Origin of the sequence: Cloacibacterium caeni, assembly GCF_907163105.1 — a bacterium.
Taxonomy (GTDB): Bacteria; Bacteroidota; Bacteroidia; order Flavobacteriales; family Weeksellaceae; genus Cloacibacterium; species Cloacibacterium caeni_A.
Genome location: NZ_OU015321.1, coordinates 481937 through 507012 on the forward strand (window position 1 = coordinate 481937; position 25076 = coordinate 507012).

27 protein-coding genes are annotated in these 25076 nt (G+C 32.9%); 6 read left to right on the forward strand and 21 right to left on the reverse strand.

The window, feature by feature from the left end:
- Positions 1–101: 101 nt before the first annotated feature.
- The 7 genes from KKQ76_RS02220 to proS all read right to left on the reverse strand — a co-directional run bounded on the left by KKQ76_RS02220 (position 102) and on the right by proS (position 8075).
- Positions 102–1100, reverse strand: a complete 999-nt coding sequence (locus tag KKQ76_RS02220) for an isoaspartyl peptidase/L-asparaginase family protein (RefSeq protein ID WP_213195633.1) — start codon at positions 1098–1100, stop codon at positions 102–104.
- Positions 1101–1156: 56 nt separating this feature from the next.
- The gene (locus KKQ76_RS02225) at positions 1157–1756 is read right to left on the reverse strand and encodes a hypothetical protein (RefSeq protein WP_213195634.1); all 600 of its coding nucleotides are present in this window, start codon (positions 1754–1756) and stop codon (positions 1157–1159) included.
- Positions 1757–1845: 89 nt separating this feature from the next.
- Complete coding sequence (dnaJ, locus tag KKQ76_RS02230; RefSeq protein ID WP_213195635.1) at positions 1846–2973, reverse strand: molecular chaperone DnaJ; 1128 nt, start codon at positions 2971–2973, stop codon at positions 1846–1848.
- A 102-nt stretch (positions 2974–3075) separates the two neighbouring features.
- Positions 3076–3615, reverse strand: a complete 540-nt coding sequence (locus KKQ76_RS02235) for a nucleotide exchange factor GrpE (protein WP_104792404.1) — start codon at positions 3613–3615, stop codon at positions 3076–3078.
- Positions 3616–3823: 208 nt separating this feature from the next.
- Positions 3824–5146, reverse strand: a complete 1323-nt coding sequence (locus tag KKQ76_RS02240; RefSeq protein WP_213195636.1) for an Nramp family divalent metal transporter — start codon at positions 5144–5146, stop codon at positions 3824–3826.
- Positions 5147–5263: 117 nt separating this feature from the next.
- Positions 5264–6496 carry an OmpA family protein gene (locus tag KKQ76_RS02245; protein ID WP_213195637.1) on the reverse strand — a complete coding sequence of 411 codons (1233 nt, stop codon included), beginning with the start codon at positions 6494–6496 and terminating at the stop codon, positions 5264–5266.
- A gap of 103 nt (positions 6497–6599) precedes the next feature.
- Positions 6600–8075, reverse strand: a complete 1476-nt coding sequence (proS, locus tag KKQ76_RS02250; protein ID WP_213195638.1) for a proline--tRNA ligase — start codon at positions 8073–8075, stop codon at positions 6600–6602.
- A 142-nt stretch (positions 8076–8217) separates the two neighbouring features.
- On the opposite strand from proS, the gene KKQ76_RS02255 reads away from it, so the two are divergent.
- Together KKQ76_RS02255 and KKQ76_RS02260 are read left to right on the forward strand one after the other, a co-directional pair.
- Positions 8218–9183, forward strand: coding sequence for a hypothetical protein (locus tag KKQ76_RS02255; protein ID WP_213195639.1), 966 nt, complete (start codon positions 8218–8220; stop codon positions 9181–9183).
- A 29-nt stretch (positions 9184–9212) separates the two neighbouring features.
- Complete coding sequence (locus KKQ76_RS02260; protein ID WP_213195640.1) at positions 9213–10622, forward strand: OmpP1/FadL family transporter; 1410 nt, start codon at positions 9213–9215, stop codon at positions 10620–10622.
- A 74-nt stretch (positions 10623–10696) separates the two neighbouring features.
- On the opposite strand, the gene KKQ76_RS02265 is transcribed toward KKQ76_RS02260, so the two are convergent.
- From KKQ76_RS02265 to KKQ76_RS02280, 4 genes are all read right to left on the reverse strand, one after another.
- Positions 10697–11389, reverse strand: coding sequence for a ZIP family metal transporter (locus KKQ76_RS02265; protein WP_213195641.1), 693 nt, complete (start codon positions 11387–11389; stop codon positions 10697–10699).
- A 49-nt stretch (positions 11390–11438) separates the two neighbouring features.
- Positions 11439–12194: a class I SAM-dependent DNA methyltransferase gene (locus KKQ76_RS02270; protein WP_213195642.1), complete on the reverse strand. Its 756-nt coding sequence runs from the start codon at positions 12192–12194 to the stop codon at positions 11439–11441.
- 97 nt (positions 12195–12291) lie between these two features.
- Positions 12292–13290 carry an adenosine deaminase gene (locus KKQ76_RS02275; protein WP_213195643.1) on the reverse strand — a complete coding sequence of 333 codons (999 nt, stop codon included), beginning with the start codon at positions 13288–13290 and terminating at the stop codon, positions 12292–12294.
- A 69-nt stretch (positions 13291–13359) separates the two neighbouring features.
- Positions 13360–14364, reverse strand: coding sequence for a glycosyltransferase (locus KKQ76_RS02280; RefSeq protein WP_213195644.1), 1005 nt, complete (start codon positions 14362–14364; stop codon positions 13360–13362).
- A 68-nt stretch (positions 14365–14432) separates the two neighbouring features.
- Here KKQ76_RS02280 and folP point away from each other — a divergent pair, with 68 nt between their 5' ends.
- A complete protein-coding gene (folP, locus tag KKQ76_RS02285) occupies positions 14433–15278 on the forward strand; it encodes a dihydropteroate synthase (protein WP_449508514.1) in 846 nt (281 codons plus the stop codon).
- 29 nt (positions 15279–15307) lie between these two features.
- On the opposite strand, the gene KKQ76_RS02290 is transcribed toward folP, so the two are convergent.
- From KKQ76_RS02290 to dnaG, 8 genes are all read right to left on the reverse strand, one after another.
- A complete protein-coding gene (locus tag KKQ76_RS02290) occupies positions 15308–15697 on the reverse strand; it encodes a four helix bundle protein (RefSeq protein WP_213195645.1) in 390 nt (129 codons plus the stop codon).
- 62 nt (positions 15698–15759) lie between these two features.
- Complete coding sequence (locus KKQ76_RS02295; RefSeq protein ID WP_213195646.1) at positions 15760–17223, reverse strand: M28 family metallopeptidase; 1464 nt, start codon at positions 17221–17223, stop codon at positions 15760–15762.
- Positions 17224–17264: 41 nt separating this feature from the next.
- Positions 17265–17669, reverse strand: a complete 405-nt coding sequence (locus tag KKQ76_RS02300) for a hypothetical protein (RefSeq protein WP_213195647.1) — start codon at positions 17667–17669, stop codon at positions 17265–17267.
- 86 nt (positions 17670–17755) lie between these two features.
- The gene (locus KKQ76_RS02305) at positions 17756–17992 is read right to left on the reverse strand and encodes a hypothetical protein (protein ID WP_213195648.1); all 237 of its coding nucleotides are present in this window, start codon (positions 17990–17992) and stop codon (positions 17756–17758) included.
- A 245-nt stretch (positions 17993–18237) separates the two neighbouring features.
- A complete protein-coding gene (gene clpP, locus KKQ76_RS02310; protein WP_213195649.1) occupies positions 18238–18912 on the reverse strand; it encodes an ATP-dependent Clp endopeptidase proteolytic subunit ClpP in 675 nt (224 codons plus the stop codon).
- A gap of 7 nt (positions 18913–18919) precedes the next feature.
- The gene (locus tag KKQ76_RS02315; RefSeq protein ID WP_213195650.1) at positions 18920–19258 is read right to left on the reverse strand and encodes a HepT-like ribonuclease domain-containing protein; all 339 of its coding nucleotides are present in this window, start codon (positions 19256–19258) and stop codon (positions 18920–18922) included.
- Positions 19251–19550 (reverse strand): nucleotidyltransferase family protein, encoded by a 300-nt coding sequence (locus tag KKQ76_RS02320; RefSeq protein WP_213195651.1) that lies wholly within the window; start codon positions 19548–19550, stop codon positions 19251–19253. Before KKQ76_RS02320 ends, KKQ76_RS02315 begins: the two co-directional genes overlap by 8 nt.
- 49 nt (positions 19551–19599) lie before the next feature.
- Positions 19600–21516 carry a DNA primase gene (gene dnaG, locus KKQ76_RS02325; protein ID WP_213195652.1) on the reverse strand — a complete coding sequence of 639 codons (1917 nt, stop codon included), beginning with the start codon at positions 21514–21516 and terminating at the stop codon, positions 19600–19602.
- Positions 21517–21636: 120 nt separating this feature from the next.
- Here dnaG and KKQ76_RS02330 point away from each other — a divergent pair, with 120 nt between their 5' ends.
- Positions 21637–22269, forward strand: coding sequence for a VTT domain-containing protein (locus KKQ76_RS02330; protein WP_213195653.1), 633 nt, complete (start codon positions 21637–21639; stop codon positions 22267–22269).
- 5 nt (positions 22270–22274) lie between these two features.
- Positions 22275–22934 carry a DedA family protein gene (locus KKQ76_RS02335; RefSeq protein WP_213195654.1) on the forward strand — a complete coding sequence of 220 codons (660 nt, stop codon included), beginning with the start codon at positions 22275–22277 and terminating at the stop codon, positions 22932–22934.
- Positions 22935–22953: 19 nt separating this feature from the next.
- Here the strand turns inward: KKQ76_RS02335 and KKQ76_RS02340 are convergent, their stop codons facing one another.
- Both KKQ76_RS02340 and prfB read right to left on the reverse strand, forming a co-directional pair.
- Positions 22954–23325, reverse strand: a complete 372-nt coding sequence (locus KKQ76_RS02340; protein WP_213195655.1) for a hypothetical protein — start codon at positions 23323–23325, stop codon at positions 22954–22956.
- Positions 23326–23390: 65 nt separating this feature from the next.
- Positions 23391–24503 carry a peptide chain release factor 2 gene (gene prfB / locus KKQ76_RS02345; protein ID WP_213195656.1) on the reverse strand — a complete coding sequence of 371 codons (1113 nt, stop codon included), beginning with the start codon at positions 24501–24503 and terminating at the stop codon, positions 23391–23393.
- Between the two features lie 86 nt (positions 24504–24589).
- Between prfB and KKQ76_RS02350 the strand changes: the two genes are divergently transcribed.
- Positions 24590–25060 carry a thermonuclease family protein gene (locus tag KKQ76_RS02350; RefSeq protein ID WP_213195657.1) on the forward strand — a complete coding sequence of 157 codons (471 nt, stop codon included), beginning with the start codon at positions 24590–24592 and terminating at the stop codon, positions 25058–25060.
- The last annotated feature ends 16 nt before the right edge of the window (positions 25061–25076 follow it).

A 25076-nucleotide genomic window follows, 5' to 3' on the forward strand; every position in this document is an offset into this window, starting at 1 on the left:
GAACTCACTTTTTTAAATTTTAAAAAATTTAAATCACTTTAATGAAGAATAGTTAAAATTTAAATCTTCCATCATCCGACATTCACCATCCACTATCCAACTTATTTATAAATCTCCACTTCTATTTCTCCATCTTCTGTAATGGCGCCTCTGTACATTCCAGAAGTGTTAAATGGCATAGCGATATTTCCGTTTTTGTCTAGCGCAATTAAACCACCATCACCGCCCATTTTTTCGATTTCGTCTATGGTTTCTTGAGCTGCGGTTTTCACATCTTTATTCAAATATTGAATTTTGGCTGCGATGGTTCTGGCTGCAGTAGAACGAATGAAAAATTCGCCCCATCCTGTTGCAGAAATTCCTACATTTTCATCAGCATAAGTTCCTGCACCAATAATCGGTGCATCGCCAATTCTTCCATATTTTTTATTAGTCATTCCGCCAGTAGAAGTTCCTGCTGCCAAATTCCCAAATTGGTCAAGAGCAACACAACCTACGGTTCCAAATTTCTGGTCAACGATGAAATAGTCAGGTTTTGAATTTTCTGCTTTTGGATTTATTAATTTTTCTAATTCTTTTGCTTTTTGAAGGGATTTCCAACGGTTTTCTGTCCAGAAATATTTAGGATTTACGATTTCTAAACCTTGTAATTTAGCAAATTGTTCCGCACCGTTACCAGAAAGCATCACGTGTTCTGATTTTTCCATTACAGCAATCGCTGCTTTTATAGGATTTTTGATGGTGTGAACTCCTGCGATGGAACCTGCTTTTTTATCTTTTCCATTCATAATGGCAGCGTCTAGTTCATTCTTTCCATCATGCGTGAAAACAGCTCCTTTTCCAGCATTAAACAATGGAGAATCTTCCATCACTACGATGGCTGCTTCTACCGCTTCCACGGAAGTTTTACCGTTTTTAATTTCTGCATAAGCTTTTTGAAGCGCTTCGGTGAGTTTTTCTAAATATTCTTCTTCTAACTCGGGAGACATTTTTTCTCGGATGATGGTTCCTGCACCACCGTGAATAACGACTACGTATTTTTTTTGAGCCATTAGAAATAAAGAAAAGAACAATCCGAAGAGTAACGCTAATTTTTTCATATTGAGATATAATTTCGTGTGGCTCAAATTTAGAAAAAATTAAGCACTATTTGTGATTAATCAGCATTTTTAAATAGACTGTATTGAAATAATTCTCGGTCTACTTTTTTCTTCCAAGCTTCTTGTTTTGGATTTTTTTGGAAGAGAATTTTTTGTCCAATTTTAATGTAATAATCCTGATTATCTGCGTCAAATTGGTTGGAAGCTTTTTCTTTCATTACATTCCAATGCTGGATTTTCTTTCGGTAAATAGAAATATTAGTTATGTTTTTTTGTCTGAGACTTTCTACGGATTTTCTCATTTTTCGAGCATACAATTCGGTGAGGTCAAAATGAATTTGCTCGTGTTGTAAGACATAATCGTTTTTGAGAAGCATCCAAGATTCATTAGGGTCAAAATACGTTTTAATAGAAAAGTCAGGTACCGAATTTTTATTTCTTTGAAATGATGAATATTCTATTCTAATGGCACTTATTGCTCCTAAAAATTGCTGTCGATTTACTTTTATCGTGTCTTTATTTTCAGCTTTAAAATCTTGAATTTTCAATTTTTTATTTTCTTGCCAAAGAATAAAATTATCTTTCACAAAAGTAAAACTCATGAGCGTGATGAAGCCAACGAAAAAGAATATATTTTTAAAGATTTGGTTTTTCATACTGTTTATTAAACAATTTTTTTGCCAAAATAGTATGAAAAAAATCCAACCGATGAGTCAGTTGGATTTTTGTATTTATCCCTAAATTTTTAAGAGAACATGTCTCTTACTTTGTCAAAAAATGATTTTTCTTTTCCAGATGGTTCTGCTTGCATTTGACCGGTTCTCATTTGCGTTTCGAAGAACTCTTTTTGTTCTGGAGTGAGTTTTTGAGGAGTCCAAACGTTTACATGTACAAACATGTCACCTTTTCCGTAAGAATCTATGCTTGGTAATCCTTTTCCTGCTAATCTTAGAATTTTACCAGATTGCGTTCCTGCATCAATTTTAATTTTAACTTTTCCACCCACAGTATTAATTTCTTTAGAAGTTCCCAAAGCTGCTTCGGCAAAAGAAATATAGAGTTCCTGATGTAGATTATCGCCTTCGCGTTTTATAGTAGTATCTTGTTCTTCTTCGATGACAACTAATAAATCTCCAGGAATTCCACCAAAAGGAGCGTCATTACCTTTTCCACGAACGTTTAATTGAATTCCGTCTCTAGCTCCCGCTGGAATTTTGATAGAAACTTCTTCTTCTGATTTGATGAGTCCTTCAGAATTAGCTCCTGCAGGAATTTTATCTGCAATTTTACCTAAACCGTTACACGTTCCACAAGTGGTTTGCGTTTGCATTTGACCGAACATGGTGTTCATTATTTTAATCTGAACTCCGCTTCCGTTACAAGTGGTACACGTTTTAGAAGTAGCACCTTTTGCTACTTTCATTCGTTTTACTTTTATGGTTTTAGTGGTGCCATTCACCATTTCGTCGAGATTTAATCTAATTCTAACTCTCAAGTTAGAACCTTTGATTTGATGGCTTCTTCCGCCACCACCAAAACCGCCGCCACCGAAATGTCCGCCGAAAATATCTCCAAATTGTGAGAAAATATCTTCCATGTTCATTCCGCCACCGCCGAAACCGCCGCCGTAACCACCACCTGCAGCTCCGCCAACTCCAGCATGACCGAATTGGTCATAACGAGCTTTTTTATCGGCATCGCTTAATACTTCGTAAGCTTCTGCAGCTTCTTTAAATTTTTCTTCTGCAGATTTATCTCCCGGATTTTTGTCTGGGTGATATTTGATGGCCAATTTACGATAAGCCTTTTTGATTTCGTCTGCGCTGGCTGATTTTGATACGCCTAATATTTCGTAATAATCTCTTTTTGACATCTTATAAGGTGAATTATTTCTTGTGAATTTGCTACGCTATGAATTGGTGAATTTTTTAAATTGGCTCACTGAAATTCACTAGCAAAGCAAATTTGACTATTTTTAGTTTCCTGTAACTACTTTTGCAAATCTAATTACTCTATCGTGTAACTGATAACCCGTTTCTACTACATCTACAATTTTTCCTTTTAATTCCTCAGATGGAGCAGGAATTGAGGTAATTGCTTCATGGAAATCTACGTTAAACTCATCACCAGCATTTACTTCTACCGTTTTTAGACCTTTGTCTGATAATGTGTTTTTGAATTTTTGATAAATCAATTCTACACCTTTCAAGTCTGATTCGTTGCCGCTTTTTGCAATTTCTTTGATGGCTCTTTCAAAATCATCTAAAACAGAAAGCATAGCAATCATCATTTCGGTATTTGCATATTGTGCAAACTCCATTTTTTCTTTTAAGGTTCTTCTTTTATAATTTTCGAACTCTGCATACAAACGAATGTAACGGTCTTTTTCTTCTGCCAAAAGTTCTTCTGCAGTAGGTTGTTCTGTCACACTTTCTGTAGTGTTTTGTTCGTTTTGTAGATTTTCTTGACCTTCTTTATTTAAATTTTCTTCGTGTAGTTCTTTGTTTTCGCTCATTTCATTAGAATTTTCTACTGCAATATTTCAAAGATTTTGCCAAAGAGCAGTTTAGGAAAAATTGGCAGAAAATTTATTTTATAAAAAATTTAGATTATATGGTTTTTTAGCCCTGATTGAAGCGGTTACCCCGCAGTAAGTTTAGAGAGTAGAAATGGAACGAGGAGTAAAAGCGGAAAGCAGGTTCTCGGCTTCTAAAAATTATAAATTATTTTCCTGTGAATGTTTGATACAGTAAGTAAAGATTTAGAACAACGATGATGATGGAAATAATCCAAGCAAGAGTTTTCAAAGCTGGTTTATTCACAAATTCTCCCATTTTTAGTTTGTCACTCGTAAACATGACTAAAGGAATTACCGCAAAACTGAGTTGCATTGATAAAATCACTTGACTTAAAACCAATAAATCGGTAGTACCTTTTTCGCCATAAATAATAGCAATAATAAACGCGGGAACAATTGCTAAAAGTCTGGTAATTAATCTTCTGAGCCAAGGTTTTAGTTTAAGATTTAGGAAACCTTCCATCACGATTTGTCCTGCTAAAGTTCCTGTAAGTGTAGAGTTTTGTCCAGAAGCTAATAAGGCTACTGCAAATAAAATACTGGCTAAACTTGTTCCCAAAATAGGCGAAAGTAATTTGTAGGCATCATGAATATCTGCTACATCTTTGTAACCAGAATTATGGAAAGTTGCCGCCGAAACAATTAAAATGGCAGCATTGATAAAAAATGCGAAAAGCAAAGAAACAGTACTGTCAATGGTTGCGAATTTTATTGCCATTTTTTTTCCTTCAGAAGTTCTAGGATAAGCTCTGGTTTGTACTAAACTGCTATGTAAATATAAATTATGAGGCATTACTGTCGCGCCTAAAATTCCGATTGCGATGTAAAGCATTGATGGATTAAAAATTATTTCTTTCTTCGGAAGTAGGTTGCTTAAAATAGGCATAATTTCTGGTTGGCTTACCAAGATTTCGTATAAGAAACAAGCGAAAATGACGAAAATAAGTCCTGCTACAAAACTTTCGAGCCACCTAAAACCTTTGGATTGAAGCATCAAAATAAGCAAAACATCAATTCCTGTGATTAAAATCCCAACAGGAAGTGGAATTCCAAAAAGTAAATTTAAAGCAATTGCTGAACCGATAACTTCCGCTAAATCACAAGCAATAATGGCGATTTCGCATAAAACCCATAAAATAAAATTCACCGTTGGTGAAAAATGGTCTCTGCAAGCTTGTGCTAAGTCTCTTTCGGCTGCAATTCCTAGTTTTAAGGATAAATGTTGAAGGATAATTGCAAAAATATTGGATAAAAGAATGACGGATAGTAAAGTATAACCAAATTGTGAACCTCCTGCAATATCCGTTGCCCAATTTCCTGGGTCCATATAACCTACAGCTACCATTAAACCAGGACCTGCAAATGCAAAAAGTTTCTTCCAGAAACTGCCATCAGTAGGAATGTGAATAGAAGCAAAAGATTCTGATAAAGAGTTCTGGTCATTATTTCTTCTCCAGGGTTTTTTCATAAATGTTAGATTAGCCTAACAAAATTAGTTAAATATTTCTTATTCTGAAAATAAATATGAAAAAAAACGCTTAGAAAATTTCCTAAGCGTCTATTATTGAGGGAATTATTTTAATAATTATTTGGCAAATCTTAATGCTATTTTTCTGTCGATGGCTCTTTCTTCTTCGGTTGCCGTAGCTGGTAAAGTAGCAAATTTACTTCCGTAACCTTCTGCATTTACTATTTGTTTTTCTAAGCCAGCTTTAGTCAATTCATTTTTTATAAAATCTGCTCTTGCTTGAGAAAGTGCTAAATTTTCAGTTTCGGTTCCGGATTTATCAGTGTAAGCACCGATTTTAATTTTTACTTCGGGATATGCTTTTAAAATTTTAATAAGATTAGCAATTTGTTCTGTTCCAGATGTTAATTGGTCTGATTTCCCAGAAGCAAAAGTTACTTGGTCAAATTCATACCAAGTAGATTTTAGAGCATCGTCATCTTTAGCATTTTTATAATTGTCTGCTTTTAAAAATGTAATCATTCTATCTTCTAAACCATCAGAAACCACTTGCAGAGAATTTCCCTTGAAATCAATTTTTTTCTGAGCATCTGATAAAGAATCAGCTGGAATAGGTTCTGGAATTATAGTAACGTTTTCTGTTGTGGTTTTAGTTTTAAGAACTTCTTTTTGAGCTAATTGATTCCACAAAAACCATGCAACGATGCCAAGAATAAGTAAAGGAAGAAGCCATTTCCAGAAAGAACTTTTTTCTGAGTTTTCTTGATGTAATATTTTAACTTCTTCTTTGGTTTTATGAGTAATTGGAGCAGAAGTTTCAACCAGAGTTTCTGTATTTTTTTCAAGTAAATTTTCTAAACCTAATTGTTCTAAAGACATTCCTGCAGGTAATAAAGCGGGGATTAAGTATCTGTTTTCGGCTAATTTTGAAAGAATTCCTTGGTCATCTAATCCGTTTTCATGTGCGCATTTTTTTATTCCTTGGAGTGTGGCAGCAGTTGCAACTTTTAAAAGATTTTCAGCCGAAGATTTATTGATGTTAGCATACTCAGAGACATAAGAAAGGATTTGTTCACTTTTTTCTCCTAAAATTTTAGAAATAATATCCTGAATTTCTGGACTATTTCCTGCTTTTTCGAGTAAATTTTCAGAAAAATCGAGAGATGAAGTTTCAAGAAGTGCGTTAATCACATCATCTTGTTTAGAATGTTGGGCAAAAACTCCTAAAACCGCTGGAAAAAGACTTCCTAAAGCTTTTGAAACGTTTGATTCGCTTTCTCCTAACTGAATAGCGGCTTCGGAAATTAATTCTTGATTTAATTGAGGTTTTATAAGGTCAATGAGTGACATGGTGTTGGTATAAAAAATTAACGAAGTTAAAGTTAAAAATTTTTTCCTTTACTTCGTTAATTCTTAAAAAATATGATGAGAAATTAATCTTCTCCTTGAAATCTTAATAAGCCTTTGCAAAAAGAACTCTTTTGTTAGAAGGTTTTCCTGTAATCAAAGAAATTCCTTGCTCTTCTTCTGCAACTAGAGGAATACATCTGATGGTAGCTTTGGTTTCTTCTTTGATTTGCTCTTCTTCTTCAGCAGTTCCGTCCCAATGTGCAGCAATGAAACCTCCTTTTTCTTCTAACACTTTTTTGAATTCTTCGTAAGAATCTACTTTGGTAATGTGTTCGTTTCTATACGTTTCTGCTTTTTTGTAGATGTCATTTTGAACGGTAACCAATAGTTCTTCGATGTAATCTTCGATATTTTCTAACGAACGAACTTCTTTGGTTAAGTTATCTCTTCTTGCAATTTCTACTGTTTTATTTTCTAAATCTCTAGCGCCCATTGCAATTCTTAATGGAACTCCTTTTAATTCATATTCTGCAAATTTCCAGCCTGGTTTGTATTCCGTTCTGTCGTCATATTTTACAGAAATTCCTTTTGCTTTTAATTTGTCAAAAATGTCATTAGCTACCACAGAAATTTCAGCCAATTGCTCTTCTCCTTTGAAAATAGGAACAATTACCACCTGAATTGGAGCCAATTTTGGAGGAAGTACCAAACCAAAATCATCTGAATGTGTCATAATTAATGCACCCATCAATCTGGTAGAAACGCCCCAAGAAGTAGCCCAAGCAAATTCTTGTTTTCCTTCTCTATTGGTGAATTTTACATCAAAAGCTTTAGCAAAATTCTGTCCTAAGAAGTGAGATGTCCCAGCTTGAAGCGCTTTTCCGTCTTGCATCATCGCTTCTATACAATACGTTTCATCTGCACCTGCAAATCTTTCAGTAGGTGTTTTAAAACCTTTGATTACAGGAATTGCCATGAAATTTTCTACTACATCTGCATACACTTCTAGCATTTTTTCAGTCTCTTCGATGGCTTCATCTCTAGTTGCGTGTGCAGTGTGACCTTCTTGCCAAAGAAACTCAGAAGTTCTAAGGAAAAGTCTGGTTCTCATTTCCCAACGAACAACATTTGCCCATTGATTGATAAGAATTGGTAAATCTCTATACGATTGAATCCAAGATTTATAGGTGTTCCAAATAATCGCTTCAGAAGTAGGGCGAACAATCAGTTCTTCTTCTAATTTTGCTTCTGGGTCTACGATTAATTTATGTGGATTATTAGGGTCTGTTTTTAGTCTGTAGTGGGTTACTACAGCACATTCTTTGGCAAATCCTTCTGCATTTTTTTCTTCAGCTTCGAATAAGCTTTTCGGGACAAAGAGTGGGAAATAAGCGTTTTGATGACCAGTTTCTTTGAATTTTTTGTCTAGTTCTGCTTGAATTTTTTCCCAAATTGCATAACCGTAGGGTTTAATCACCATGCTTCCTCTTACACCTGAGTTTTCAGCAAGGTCTGCTTTTACTACAAGTTCGTTATACCATTTGCTATAATCTTCACTCCTTGTTGTTAATTTTGCCATTTTTTATTAAAATTTAACTTTTTAATTTTGAGAATATCTAATGTTATATTGTATTTTTGATGAAAAATATAAATACCGAGTATATTGGTATAATTTTGGTATTAATATTTTGCAAAGATAAATAAACTTAATTACATCTATCATGAAAAATTCTACTTATAAAAACTTATCAGAAATTCTTAGAACAAAAGGTGTTCTAGGGGTTGCAGCTGGTTTGCTTTTGGTTTCATGTGGCTCTCAAATGGGAGGTTACACAGAAACTGATGGGGTGTATTATGACCCTAATAAAGATGTGATACCAGAAGGTATTGTAATGCCAGAACCTAATCAAGTGGATGAAGTATATGCTTATGAGTCTGATTCTGCTAGTATTATAGAGCAAAATCAACAAAACCAAGCGGCTCAAAAAAACAAATATCAAACTTGGAACGGAACAGAATCTGATTGGGGAACTTACGCAGGAACAGAACAAAACATCTATTATAACAATTATAATACTTGGGGTTGGAATCCTTACGGACATTATTCGCCTTATTACGGTTGGGGTAATGGCTGGAATATAGGAATTGGTTTCGGTTGGAATAACTGGGGTTGGAACAATTGGAGATGGAATCCTTATTGGGATCCTTACTTTGGTTATGGTGGTTACGGTTATTATAATCCTTGGTATGGATATTATTCTCCTTATTATGGAGGTTACTACGGATATAATCCTTACTATTATGGAGGTTATTATTATCCAAGAAATAATTATAAGAGAAGTGGAGCCGATGCTATTACCAGAGGAAATGGTTTCCAAAATTCTAATAACAGAAGTTTTAACAATAGAATGAATACCAATAATTCTAATAACTCTGGATTTAGAACTACACCACCTAGAAATACTAATCCAAATATGACTCAGCCACCACAAAATTCTAATCCTTCAAGATTTAGAAGTGTTCCAAGACAAGAACCAAGACAATACGAAGCTCCAAGACAAGAGCCTAGAAGAAATGACTGGGGTGGAAGTTCTAATTCTGGTGGTGGTTTCAGATCAGGAGGTTCATCTAGTTCTAGCGGAAGCTCAAGTTCTGGAGGAGGTTTCAGATCAGGAGGTTTTAGATAAGAAATAATAAACTATAATTTTTTGAAAAAATGTTTAAAAAATCTTTAACAATATTAAGTATTGCATCTGCATTTTATCTTCAAGCGCAAGATGTTTCGATTATCAGAAATTCTGTAGATGTTTATTCTTCCAATCCATTAACTGGTTCTGCAAAATTTAATGCAATGGCAGGTTCTATGGGAGCTTTAGGAGGAGATCTTTCTGCAATCAATATCAATCCTGCAAGTGTGGGAGTTTTCATCACTGGAAATATCAGTGGAACTTTAGCGATTAATAATTCTAAAACCACATCTTCTTTTTCTAATGCTGCAAACTCTTATAAATTAAACAATGCAGATATAGGTCAATTAGGAGGAGTTGCCGTTTTTGAAACCAGTGGAAACACACCATGGAAATTTGTAAATTTTGGAGTGAATTACACCAATCAAAATTTAGAAGAATACATAGAAACACCAGCGAATTCTAGCTATAAATTTCAAGATAGCAATTTGGTAGATACCAATGGAAATCCTGTTACAGGAACTTTTACTTCTCTAGGTCATGCTTATGACAGAACGGGAAATCTTACCAATATGAACATCGCTTTTGGTGGAAATTATGATAATAAATTCTATGTGGGAGGTTCCCTTAATTTCAAAGGAGCTACGATTGAGCAATACGATTCTTCTAGACTCTCACTAGATGTAGACAATAATAATAGCTACGTTTTAAATAAACAAGGAACGCCTTATACTGAAGATTCTAATGGATTCTCGGTTTCTGCCGGTATTATTGGAAAAATTAATAATAATATACGATTAGGAGCGTCTATTGAATCACCAACTTGGTGGACTCAATACAGAACTTACAGCGAAGTAAACGAAGATAATTTAGGGTATTACTTTGATTATTATGATGAAGACAGAAAATTCACTTCTCCTATGAAAGCAACTTTGAGTGGAGCTTTCGTAATGAATAAGAATTTCGCGCTAAACGTAGACTATTCATTAGGTTTAACCAAACCGAAATACAAAGATCCCGGACCTTTACCAAATGGTGAAGAGTCTGCTGAACATCAACTGAATGATTTTTTTAATTCAAATTACAAAAACTTATCAGAGCTTAGAGTAGGAGGTGAGTATCGTTACAACAACTTCAGATTAAGAGGTGGTTACGGAATTTCTAATTCTCCATTCGATAATATATATGGTAAAAATAATTTTATTGGTAAAAGAGAAACTTTAGGTGTAGGATTCGGATTTGATTTTAAATCATTCTATATTGATGCAGCTTACAATAAAATTACCACCAATTCTACCAATGTTTACGGAGATGGTAATTATTACAGTTTAGCGAATAACGGAGATGTAGAATTCTTTACGAATAATCCTAATACTTTTACTTCTAAATTAGAAGATGTTAAGAACAATGTAACGCTTACATTAGGCTGGAAATTCTAAAAAACTTTCCTTTTAAAACATAAAAAAAACTCCCGAAATTTCGGGAGTTTTTGTTTTTATTTAAAATCTATTTTTTAATGATGAGCGTGAAACAAATGATTTACTAACGCTAGTCCAACTCCAGCAATCACTAAAAAAAGTTTTTGCCAATCCATTTTGTGATTTTTATTGCTTTCGAAAATAATTACTGATGAGATATGTAAGAAAATTCCGCCAACTAATGCCAAGAAATAAGGTTGCCAATTTGGATTAAAATAATCACCAAAAACCATTCCTAATGGTGATGCCAATGCAAATAAGGCGATAATAAACCAAGAAAAAGCGCCACTTTTTTCTCTTAATAAAAATGTACCTAGAATAAATGAAATTGGCAAATTATGGAACACAATTCCCAATAAATAAGGAGAAGTTACATCTGTAATATTGGCTAAAGGAATTCCTTCTAAAAACGCGTGAACAAACATTCCCGCCATTAAAGCAATTGGTAAAATGTTTTTTTCTTCATGATGATGGTGAAAATGCCCATGCTCGAAACCTTTGGTAAGACTTTCTAAAATCATTTGCAGCAAAACGCCACCAATAATCCAAATTCCAATATTGTGGTCATCTGCTTCATAGACTTCTGGAAAAACTTCGCTTACACAAACCGTAATCAAAAAACCAGCACTTAGAATCAGTAAATTTTTAGCAAATGATTGGCTCTTTCCGAAATATTTTCCCAGAAAAACACCAATGATAACGCTTAAAATCAATAGAATAATAATCATTTTCTTTGCTTTTTGGCTTTCAGCAAAATGCTTTCAGCTTTTATAAATTTTAATTTTTAACTCTGAACTGGAAAATACATCTCGGGGAAGTTTCTCTTTCAAAATCTTCTAACTGATAATTTCCCCAGATTTTTACTGCTTCAAAACCGAAACTTTCGGCGATATTTTTTATTTCTTCTAAAGTATGAAGTTTTACTTTTTCGAAATAATGAAAGGACTCTCCTTTATCTTCAAAGAAAATATCTTTGATGACATGGTTTTGTTCTATTCTTTTTTTGATGAGAAAATCTATTCCGTCTTTGGTAACAGTAGTTTCATCAACCAAAGTGTTTTTCACAAATTTTTCATTGAGAAAATCCAAAACGAAAATCCCATCGTTTTGTAAAACATTTTTTACCGAAGAAAATACTTTTCTGTCATCTTCATCATCATCAAAATACCCAAAACTGGTGAATAAATTGAAAACTGCATTTACTTTTTCAGAAGAAACATTGGGATAAAGTTCATTTCTCATGTCGTGAACTTCAAATGTCAATTTTGGAGTTTCAGTCGATGAGGTTTCAAACTGTTTATTGTGTTCTATGCTTTCTTCGGACAAATCTACTCCTAAAACTTCATAGCCTAATTGTTGCAAAAAAACAGAATGTCTGCCTTTTCCACAAGCTAAATCAATGATTTTAGAATCTTTAGAAAGTTGTAAATCTTGGGTAAGATTTCTAATGAAATTTTCTGCTTCTACAAAATCTCTGTCTTTGTAGAGAATATGATAATAAGGTGTGTTAAACCATTCTTTGAACCAACTCATATTGCAAATTTATCAAAAACTTTATCATTTACTAGAAAAAAAATCCAACGAAAGACTTCGCTGGAATTTTTATATCAGATTTTATGAAATATTTTTCTTAATTCTTATGAACCATTTGTAAGTATTTCTTTTTAGTTTCTTCGTCTAAGAATGAATACTCAAATGAATTGCTCACCAATGTTTTTACCTCTTCTAATGATAAGTTTAGCGCTTCAATAATTTCAGTGTAATTTTTAGTAATGTAACCTCCAAAATAAGCCGGATCATCAGAATTTACAGTAGCTTTTATTCCCAAATCGAGCATTTTTTTAATAGGATGTTGTTTTAAATCATCTACCACTCGAAGAGCAGTGTTAGAAAGTGGACAAACCGTTAAAGCCATTTTGTTTTCCACTAAATAATTAACCAATTTTTCATCCGTTAAACTATTATTTCCGTGGTCTATTCTGTCGATTTTTAATAAATCTAGTGCTTCCCAAACATATTCTGCAGGTCCTTCTTCACCAGCGTGAGCTACAATTTTATAACCTTCTTTCACTGAAGCCGCAAAAACTTTTTGGAATTTAGAAGGTGGATTTCCTTTCTCCGAAGAATCTAATCCTACTGCTTTAATCAAATGTTTATAAGGCAATGATTGCTCTAAAGTTTCGAAAGCGTCTTCTTCTGACAAATGTCTTAAGTAACTCATAATCAAATAAGAAGTAATCCCGAAATTTTTCTCTGCATCATCTTGAGCTCTCTTGATTCCAGAAATTACCGTTTCAAAAGAAACCCCTCTTTTGGTATGGGTTTGAGGATCAAACATAATTTCGGTGTGTACTACGTTTTCTTCTGCACAATGCTTGAAATAAGCCATGGTCAAATCATAGAAATCTTGTTCGTAAAGCAAAACACTTGCTCCTGCATAATATATGTCTAGAAAATCTTGAAGACAGTTAAATTGATACGCTTTTTTTACTTCTTCCACACTGTTGTAGGGAATTTTAACCTGATTTCTTTGAGCAATTTCAAACATTAATTCAGGTTCAAAAGTTCCTTCGATGTGCAAGTGTAATTCTGCTTTTGGAACTTTTTTGATATAAGAGATAATATCCATACTTTAATTTTTTAAAAAGGGAATCAAAGGTAGGGATAAAAATATTAGAATCCGAAGAAGTGTCAAAAATCATTTTTGATGAAAATGTTTCGGGAATGCATCTTCTGGTTTCATTTTCAATACATTGAGCTTAACCCAAGATTCTAAAAATCCGTAACCGTAAGAAAACATCTGAATGTAAGTGGTAATAATCGCTTGTGCAGCAATTGCAATATTTTTAGTCAAATACAAAGCATGTAGAAATATCACCAAAGTATAAAAACCGTAACATGCCAAAACAAAACCTTTTTGTAAAAGGAAATATTCTAAAATTCCTGCAACATAACCCAATAAAAACAATGTAGGAAACCAAAAAGTTGGCTTTACATAATCAGGATGTCTCTGGTTTAGAATGGGTCTTGCACAGCCAAATTGATACACTTGTTTAGAGAATTTTCCTAAATCTGTTCTGCGTTTGTGATAAACGCCAATATCGTCAAAAAAAGCAGTTTGGTAACCGTTTTCCCAAATCGTCATTGATAAATCTGGATCTTCGCCAATTCTCATTTCAGAGAAACCTCCAATTTTTAAGAAAATCTCTTTGTTTACGCCCATATTAAAGCTTCTTGGCTGAAATCTGGTCACTGCTTTTTTACTTCCTCTAATTCCACCAGTAGTGAAAACCGAAGTCATGGAGTAGGAGATGGCTTTTTGTAAAAGATTGAAACCTTTGTGGGCTTTATCTGCGCCACCAAAAGCAGCGCAATCTGTTTTTTCTAGATTTTTTTTGATATTTTCTATGTAATCTTTTTCTACAATGACGTCAGAATCTACGAAAACCAACCAATCATTTTTGGCGCGATTTGCTCCGTAATTTCTGGATAAACCAGGTCCAGAATTCGGTTTTTTGAAATATTGAATATTCAACATTTCTTTAAAAGTTTCCACAGTAGGCAATAAATCTATGAACGAACCATCATCTACAATGATGACTTCAAAATCTTTATCAGTTTGAGCAATAAGAGAGTTTAAAAGCTCGAATAATTCGTCTTTTCTATTGAAAATAGCGACTACAATGGAAATGGTTTTTTGCATTCAACAAAAATAGTGGTTTCAAATGTATTTGAATAAATTTAGACCAAGAAATTCTATAAATTTGCAAAATGAATATTCCTGCATCAAGCATTCAACGTAATAATTTTTCTATCAATTGCAATGGCAGATTAGTAGATTTAAACACTCCCAAAATTATGGGAATTCTTAATCTTACTCCAGATTCTTTTTCGGATGGAGGAAAGTTTAACAATGAAAAATCAGCACTTCTTCATGCCGAAAAATTGCTTAATGATGGAGCAGATTTTATAGATATTGGAGCGCAATCTACTCGTCCGAATGCGGAATATCTCTCTGCAGAAGAAGAAATTAGAAGAATAGGGAATGTAATTTCTTTAATCAAAAAAGAATTTCCAGAAGCTTTGATTTCTATTGACACTTTCTATGCAGACGTAGTAAAATTTGGATATAACGAAGGAATGGATGTGGTGAATGATATTTCGGGAGGCTATTTTGATGAAAATTTATTGCCAACAGTTGCCGAAACCAAACTTCCCTATATTTTGATGCACAGCAATACTTCGTATTCTACCATGCACGAAAAAATTCACTACGATGATATTACCATGAGTGTGAATTATTATTTTTCAGAAAAAATAAATCAGTTGCAGAAATTGGGAATTTATGATATTGTTTTAGATCCAGGTTTTGGTTTTGGAAAAACGGTGGAAGATCAGTATAAAATGATTGAAGAAGTAGAACATTTAGGTTTTGGAAGATTTCCTCTTTTGATAGGGATTTCCAGAAAATCTTTCATCTATAAACCTCTGAATAAAAAACCGCTTGAGATTGGCGAAGAAACCCAAAAGCTTCACCGAAAAGTTTTAGAAAAAGGTGCAAAAATTTTGAGAGTTCATGATGTAGCTGAAACGAAGAATTTAGTGGGAGAGTTATAAAGTTGGAGAATGGGAGAGTTGTAGAGTTTTTATTCTTTTGAATTAAAATTTGTCCATTTTTCTACATTATTAATCATATAAATGAGCAATGCAATGATTTCATCATACTTTTCATTAAAATATTTGAACTTTTCTTCTTCAATATAATTACACTGATAAGAAAATTCTAACCAAGTTTGGGTTTCTCTTGCTTCTCCTTCTGCATCTGTTAATTTTGAGACAAATGATTTAGGGTATCTTCTTTTTCCCCAAGCTTCAGAAATATTTGCGGAAACAGAACGAGAAGAGCGTCTAATTTGATCAGTTAATGAATATTTTTCTTCACTCGGAAATTGGAAAGAAATTTTATAAATTTCCATAGCAACCTCAAAAGACTTTTGATAGACTATAAGATCAGTGTGATATTTAATAATTGCCATTAAAATTATCTTTAGTTTGAAACTCTACAACTCTCTCACTCTACAACTCTCCCATTCAGAAATTATCTTTCTAGTTTAAAATCTGGAATTAATTTTGGTCTTTCTGGTTCATTGGCTACTTTCCAAGAAGTTCTGTACATCCATTCCGTCATTTTATATAATTTTTTGAAATTAATATTTTCGGATTCATCTTGTGGAGTGTGATATTGATGGTGCAGAACGCTGGTGAAAAATAGTGCAGGAATTCCAGCTTTTGCATAAGGAAGATGATCACTTCTAAAGTAAAAATATTCTGGATGTTCTGGCAAATCCCAAGCTTTCAAAAATTTGAATTTCGTACTTTCGTTATTTGCGTCAAGAGCCATTTTTACCAATTCTTCAGAATTTTTATGAGGAGCTTCACCACCAAGAAGTGCTGCTTCATTATTATCATTTCTACCAATCATATCTCCGTTTAGCACAGCAACAATACTTTCTTTTGGGACAACTGGATGTGCAGCATGCCAACGAGAACCTAGCAATCCTCTTTCTTCAGCGCCATGAATCACGAATAAAATACTGCGTTTAGATGGTTGTTTTTTATAAGCTCTTGCCATTGCCAACATCGCTACACAAGTACTTGCATTATCATCTGCTCCATTATAAATCGTGTCATTTTTTATAGGATGACGAATGCCATCATGATCTTGGTGTCCGCTCAAAAGAACATATTCTTTTTTTAATTTAGGGTCTGTTCCTTCAATTTTTCCAATGATGTTTACGGATGGATATTTATACGTTTCGGTCTGAATATTTAAAGAAATTTCAGGATTGTTTTTTACCCAATTTTCGTTTTCTTGTTTAATCCAAAAAACGGGAATTCCTACATCTACTTTTTCTCTCGATCCTTCCACGCCGTAAGTTCCTCTGGTCATTTGTGGTAAAACTTCTACCCAGCTTTTATCTGAAATATCATCTGTGATGAAGATAATTCCTTTTGCGCCTAATTGAGAAATGGTTTTGTAATATTTTGTTCTGATAAATCCAGGATATCTTCTTTCAAAAAGCGTCATTTCTTTAGAAATGTTGAGGTCTGAAGCTTTCAGAGCAACTACTTTTCCTGCGATATTTTTTGAAGCTAAATCTTGAGGTTCTATTTTTCCTAAAAATAAAACTGGAGCGGTGAAGTTGTTATCAGTAACATCTTGCACCAAAATATCTTTCCAGATTTTGAGGGTCTTATCACCAATTTTTACAGAACTCTGCGGTGAAACCTGATGACGATACATGTCAAAAAACTGAAAAAAAGTTCCGTTGTCACCAGCTGGTTTCATCCCAGTAGCTTTCATTTTGTCGGCAAACCACATCGAAACTTTCAGTTCGTCTAAAGTTCCGGCTTCTCTTCCCCAGAATTGGTCTGCCGCCATTTGGTACATGTCTGTTCTTAAATCTTTTTCTGTAATAGCAGAAACCAAAGGTTTTTTGTAAGATTGAGCATTGCTGAACATTAAAGTTCCTAATGCCAATAAAGTAAACAGTTTTTTCATAAATATAAATTGGATTTGTTCAAGATTATAACCTATAGTTTTCACGAATTTAGAGAATTATTATTTAAATTTTTTTCAAGTATTTTAAAAATTTCCAAATAATCAGTTTCTAAATACATATTGTTTAAATCGAATAGTTTATTTTCATTATCAAAATGGATATTCAGATAGTGTTTTTTGTACGTTTTCTTTTCTGGATGAGCCACAAAAAAATAGGTGTAACTAGCTAATTTATGAAATAAGGATATGGAGTTTATTGTTTTTCTATCTATAATTTCTTTATTAATTTGAAGGTTTTCTTGGTCTAGTTTTAGAAAAAAACTGTTTCTGTAAGTAAAAAAATCTTTAATAAAAAATATTAATACTAAGGCGATATAAAATATACTAATATACCTGCTTACAATTACTGCCGGTTTATATTTTATAGTAGTTTCTACAATACTCATTATGTAAAATGGAAAACAATATACAAGTACTTGTAAATAATAATGAATAATTTTTTTCGAAGAGTATTTTACAAAATAGGTTTCCATTAATTCAAATTAGAGATTTTATCTGCGTATTCTTTAGCAAAGGTTTTTCGGTCTTCTTCTAATTTTTCTAAATTTTGGGGAAGAATGTAATTGAAAAGTATTTTTTCTTCTTCGTCTAAAAAGATGATTTCTTTTTCTTCTCCGTCTATCATTTGGGAGAAAATTTCCCACATAGAAGTGTCTTTCAGTTTTATAAATTCAAAAAAATCTTTGGCTTTTATTTGGATAACTTTCATTTTGGTTAAAATCTTAAATTTTTGGTAAAAATAGTGAATTTGTAACGAAGTCTTGCAATAAGGATGGAAGTGTAAATCCCGCAGTCTCGTCTGAAAGACGAGGCGAGGAATTGCAACGGACAGCCTGGTTTTGCAAATTTTTGAAAAGGATTTTGCAAGGATAAATTTGCAAAAATTGCCATAAAAAAATAAAAAGAACGCACTAAAAAGCACGTTCTCTATATTTTAAAAATTTCTAGAAAATTTTATTTTTTCTCTAAAACTTCGTCTACCATTCCGTATTCTTTGGCTTCGTAAGAAGTCATCCAATAATCACGGTCTGATGCTTTTTCTACCCAATCGTAAGACTGACCAGAATGTGCAGAAATAATGTCATACAACTCTTTTTTAAGCTTTAGCATCTCTCTTAGGTTGATTTCCATATCACTTGCCACACCTTGAGCGCCACCACTTGGTTGGTGAATCATCACTCTAGAATGTTTAAGCGCAGAACGTTTTCCTTTTTCACCAGCAACTAATAAAACAGCGCCCATACTTGCAGCCATACCTGTACAAATAGTAGCTACATCTGGTTTAATGATTTGCATGGTGTCATAAATTCCTAAACCCGCATAAACGCTACCACCAGGAGAATTGATGTAAATTTGAATGTCTTTAGAAGGGTCTGAACTTTCTAAAAATAATAATTGAGCGGTTACAATATTGGCAACTTGGTCATCAATCCCAGTTCCTAAGAAGATAATTCTATCCATCATGAGACGAGAGAAAACGTCCATTTGAGCTACGTTCATTCTACGTTCTTCCATGATGTAAGGTGTAAGATTGGTTGGGTTAAAAATTCCCATGTATTGGTCAGTTGCTAATCCGCTATTTCCTAAATGTTTTACAGAGAAATCTCTGAATTCTTTTTTTATGTCCATAAATTTGTTATTCGTTTAAATATTGTTTAACTTCTTTTTCTAAAACAGGTAAATACTGTGTAATAATAGACCAAATTAATTCATCTGAAATTTGATCATATCCATGAATTATTCTATTTCTTACACTTATAATTTTTCTTTTATCAGTAATTTCTAAATTTTCATCTTTTTTAGAAATTCTATTTACTGCTTCTCCTATTATTTCTAAATTTCTTTCTACTGCACGTTTGGTTTTAACATCTGAAGAATAATCTTGAAAATTGGTTTCTTCAAAATCTACAAAACTCTCAATTTCTAAAATTGAATTTAGAATATCAAAGAGCCAAACTTGTATTTCCTTATCCATATATTAACTGCTTTTGATGATTAACTACTTCAAGAAAATGTGGGTTTTTAATGGATTTTTCTTCCAATAGATCTATTTCTCTTTTCAATATTTCTTCTAATGAAAATTTTAAATCAAAATAATTGTCTGCATATTTTGATAAATCTAATTGATGGAATTTTACGATAAAATCTATATCACTATTGTCATTAAATTTTTCTGTAAGAATAGAACCAAATACATATAATTTTTCAACATTGTATTTTTTACAAAGTTGAGCGATTGCATTTTGATGTATTTGTATTTTCTTCATACTTCTTTTTATTCAAAGTCTGTTCCTTTTTACAAATTTAGCCAAAGTGTCACAAAATTCTAAATAAATTTTCGTCTATTTTGTTTTTGAGTTTTGTGAGGTTAATGATTTTTAAATAAGTTTCTGCTGAATTTTCCTCTGAAATTTGTTGTTTTAAATCGTTTATGATTTTTACTACAAATTCTCTTTTGTGTCTTATGATGACATCTTTTACAATTTTGTCTACCAATTCTTCTTCTTTGCTGAAGTAGATATTGTGTTTTTCCCAATTGCTGGTTTCATGAGCGTTAATTAATGCATCTGCAGTTTTTGTCACCACTTCTTCATCCATGAAAGTTTTGAAAAAATCACTAGAACGAAGTTCATTTTGCTGGATTCCCAACTTTATTTCTTCAATAATCCTTTGATTCAAAGGAGAAATCGGTTGATATTGGTCTTCTTCTAAATGATTGATGATTTCTTCAATAACTGTGGTTTCGTAATTTTCGTTGTCTGGTGTTTTTCTGAACAGTTTAAATTGGCCAAATTTCAACATGAGTTCTACCAATTTTTCTTCTAAAACCAAAAGAGGATTGATGGTCCCTGTAAATTCTTGAACTTTTTCAAGTTTTACAACATTTGCCTCTCTTTTTTCAGCTGGTTTTTGCTGTTGAACCACTTGTTTCTGAACGCCAAGTTCATTAAAAAGCGATTGCTCCGAAAGTCCAAATTGGGTAGAAACTTGTTTTAGGTAAACCTCTTGTTTTAAAGCATTAGAAACGAAACCAATAGATTTTACAATATCTCTTATGGCTTCCGCTTTCTTGATAGGGTCGTTATTGGCTTCTTTTAAAAGAATTTCGGCTTTGAAATCAATAAAATCTTTCGCTTGATTTTTAATGAAATCTTCTACAAAATCTCTAGGATTTTTTCTGGCAAAACTGTCTGGGTCATCGCCATCAGGAAATAATACCACACGAATATTCATTCCCTCAGAAAGCAACATGTCTATACTTCTGAAACTGGCTTTAATTCCTGCAGCATCTCCGTCAAAAAGTATGGTTACGTTTTCGGTGAGACGTTTGATGAGTTTAATTTGTTCCGTTGTAAGCGCCGTTCCCGAACTTGCAACTACGTTTTCTATTCCGCTTTGGTGAAGCGAAATCACGTCCATATAACCTTCTACCAATAAACACAAATTTTCTCTGGAAATGGCTTGTTTGCTTTGGTTTAAACCATAGAGAACGTTAGATTTATGGTAAATTTCGGTTTCTGGCGAATTGAGATATTTGGCAGTTTTTACATTTGATTTCAAAATTCTGGCTCCGAAACCTAAAACTCTTCCCGAAAAACTATGTATTGGAAAAATCACACGTTCACGAAATCGGTCAATTCCTGATGGTGAATTTTCTGGAAAAATTGAAATTCCAGATTTTTCTAAAATTTCTTTTTCATAACCTTTTGCTAAAGCGTATTCTGTAAAAGCATTTTTCTTTTCTGGAGAATAGCCTAATTGAAATTTTTTGATGATGTCATCATGCAGTTCACGTTCCTTGAAATATGAGAGCGCAATGGTTTTTCCTTCTTCGGTTTCCCAAAGATTTTCTTGGAAAAAAGTATTGGCAACTTCATGAATTTTGTAGAGAATTTCTCTTTCAGATTGGGCTTTTTTCTGCTCTTCAGAATATTCTACCTGGTCTTCTTCTATTTCTATGCCGTACTTTTTGGCAGCATGTCTCAGCGCTTCAGGATAGGTAAATCCTTCTATTTCCATGAGGAAAGTTATGGCAGTTCCACCTTTTCCAGAGGAGAAGTCCTTCCAAATTTGTTTGCTGGGAGAAACCACAAAACTCGGCGTTTTTTCTTCATGAAACGGACTCAAGCCCTTGAAATTAGAGCCTGCACGTTTTAACTGAACATATTCGCCGATAATTTCTTCTACTCGAATCGTAGAGAAAATTTTATCTATGGTCTTTTGAGAAATCATTTTGTAAAATTACAAAAATAAGTTAAGCTTTTTTAATGGCATTTTGTTGATTTTTTTAGAATTCTTTAACAGATGTTTTTGTTTTTAAATATTATCTTTGTCGTCATATAAATTAACTGAATGGAATTATTACAATTTATCCTAGATTTTTTAGGAAATCCCTTATTAGTGCTTACCGAAATTATTAGAGACTATGGCATTTATATTTACTTATTTTTATTTTTAGTGATTTTCGTAGAAACTGGTGTGGTAGTAATGCCATTTTTACCTGGAGATTCTCTGCTTTTTGCAGTGGGTTTAATTGCTTCTACAACAGGTCAAATAGACATTTATACGATTATACCGTTATTGATTTTAGCAGCACTTTTAGGAGATAACTTGAATTATTTTATCGGGAAAAAGTTTGGGGATTTTATTCAGTCTAAAGAAAGAATTTTATTTTTAAAGAAATCTCACATAGAAGACACTGAAAAATATTTTGCAGAAAATGGCGGGAAAACAGTTATTCTAGCAAGATTTATCCCAATTGTAAGAACCATTGCTCCTTTCGTAGCAGGAGCGGGAGAAATGAAGTACAGAACTTATTTATTATACTGTATTACAGGTGCTTTTATTTGGGTGAGTTCTATTACTTTGCTAGGATATTTTCTAGGAAATATTGAGTGGGTGAAATTAAATTTTGAAAAATTTGTTTTAGGAATTGTGTTTATTTCAGTTTTACCTATTATCTTTAAAGCAATTAAAAGAAAATAGCATAGATGTTAGAAAGCATTTGGAGTTTCCTCTTAGATTTTGTTTCCAAGCCTGATCAGGTACTTTTAGCGATTATCGAAAAGTATCATAATTGGGTGTATGTTTTCTTGTTCTTAATCATTTTTGCGGAAACAGGTCTTATCATTGCTTCTTTTCTCATGCCATTTTTACCTGGTGATGCATTGATATTTACCATTGGTTTATTGGCTCAAGAAGGTTCTCTTAATATTTATTTGGTGATTCCCTTGCTTATTTTCGCGGCGATTTTAGGTGATAATTTAAACTATTACGTGGGAAAACGTTTTGGTGATTATATCATGAATAGCGAAAAAGATTTTTTCATTAAGAAAAAACATCTAGAAAAAGCCAAAGATTTTTTTGATAAAAACGGAAAAAACTCTATCATCATTGCCCGATTTGTTCCCGTAATTAGAACAATCGTTCCATTTTTATGTGGCTCTACCAAAGTGAAATATTCTACTTTTCTAAGTTTTAGTATGATTGGAGCATTTCTTTGGGTAGGTGTAATAGGATTACTAGGCTACAACTTAGGGAAAATACAATGGGTAAAAGATAATTTAGATTTAATGATTTGGGGAATTATTATTTTGGCAAATATTCCGCTCATCAAACAAATATTTTTTTCAAAGAAAAAGGAAGTTTAACAATTTAAACTTCTTTTTTTTATCTAGTCATTCCTTTTAATAATCCCGAAATAATAGCTTGTTTGGGCGTTGCAACACCATTAGGATTGGTAATGGTTTTTGGAATTTGATAAGGATTAACGGTAAATCTTGAATTAAGTTGACTTAAATTCTTCTGAATGTCATTATCAACTTTTTGGGTATAATAAGACGGAAAGATAAGTGATTTATCAATATTTTGATTGAAAGTTTTTACAGAATTGTTTTTTGGAAGCGCCTTAAATGGCGAGATATAACTAAAGTTTATTTTAGTTTTTTCTTGAATAAATGTTTCATTCTTAGTAGAATCTAAAATTTGACCTTTAGAAACAAATGAAATTGCTAACAATAATGGTAAATACAATTTTTTCATCTTTCTTTAATTTGTTACTAAATTAGAAAATAATTCTCACAAACCATTGTTTTTCAGAAGAAATGTTATAAATCAAAATCATCATCAGAAACCGCTGTTCCTTCGTTCATTAAAAACGCTTTGAGGAAAGGAGTTAAATTACCGTTCATTACGCCGTCTACATCAGAAGTTTCATAACCAGAACGCACATCTTTCACCAATTTATAAGGATGCATCACATAGTTTCTAATTTGGCTTCCCCATTCAATTTTCATTTTATTGGCTTCGATTTCGTTTCTAGCTTTCATTCTTTCTTCCAATTCCATTTCATAGAGACGAGATTTTAAAAGTTGCATTGCTTTTTCCTTATTTTGAAGCTGAGACCGAGATTCAGAATTTTCAATAATAATTCCAGTAGGAGCGTGACGAAGACGAACTGCAGTTTCTACTTTGTTTACGTTTTGTCCACCAGCTCCAGAAGCTCTCATGGTTTCAAAACTAATATCTGCAGGATTAATATTAATTTCTATAGAATCATCTACCAAAGGATAAACATACACCGAAACAAAACTTGTATGACGTTTTGCGTTGCTATCAAACGGTGAAATTCTCACCAATCTGTGAACTCCGTTTTCGCCTTTCAGATAACCAAAAGCATATTCTCCGTCAATTTCTAAAGTTACAGTTTTTACACCGGCAACATCACCTTCTTGATAGTTCAGTTCACGGATTTTATAGCCTTGTTTTTCGCTCCACATTTGATACATTCTCATGAGCATAGAAGCCCAATCACACGATTCTGTTCCACCAGCTCCTGCTGTAATTTGCAAAACGGCAGAAAGTTCATCACCTTCATTAGACAACATGTTTTTGAACTCTAGATTTTCTATTTTTTCAACCAATTGAGGGAATTGTTCGTCTAATTCTTTTTCAGAATCAGCATCTTCTTTGGCAAATTCTACCAAAACTTGCAAATCTTCAAATTGCGTATGAATTTCTTCATAATCTTCCACCCATTTTTTCTTAGAACGCAGTTGTTTTAGAAAACCTTCCGCTTCTTTCGGGTTGTCCCAAAATTCTGGAGCAGCCGTTTTTTCGTCATCGTTGATGATTTCAAGTTTCTTCTTTTCAATTTGAAGAAATTTATGCAAATCTTCGATGCGTTTTTGTGTATCTTTAAGTTGGTCTGTTGTAATCAAAACTAAAATCTTTAGATGTGCAAAAATAAGGTTTTATTTAGATTGTATGCCACTGTTTTTATTTTTAAAATTTCTAGTTTTGTGGAATGAAAAACCAACTCATTTTCCTTTTTACTTTTCTGTTTTTCTTTGCTCAAGCTCAATTACAAGAAAATACTTGGTACAAAGTTTCTAAAATTACAGATGGCGATACTTTTTACGTCACTACTTCATCATCAGAAAAATATAAAATCAGATTAATAGGTATTGATGCGCCAGAAACTAGAAACTTAGGTGTGAAAGTTCGTAAAGAATACTTCGGAACCGAAGCTAAAATTTTTGTTACTCAACTTTTGAGAAATAAAAAGGTGAAACTGACTTTTGATGTTCAAAAAACAGACAGATACGGCAGAGTTTTAGCTTATGTTTACCTCGAAAATGGCATCTTTTTGAACCAATATTTGGTAGAAAAAGGTTACGCCGTAGTTTCTACTTTTCCACCGAATGTGAAATATGTAGAAAAATTCACTCAAGCAGAAAGAAACGCCCGAAAGCTAAAACTTGGAATGTGGAAATGATTATTGAACCTGTTTT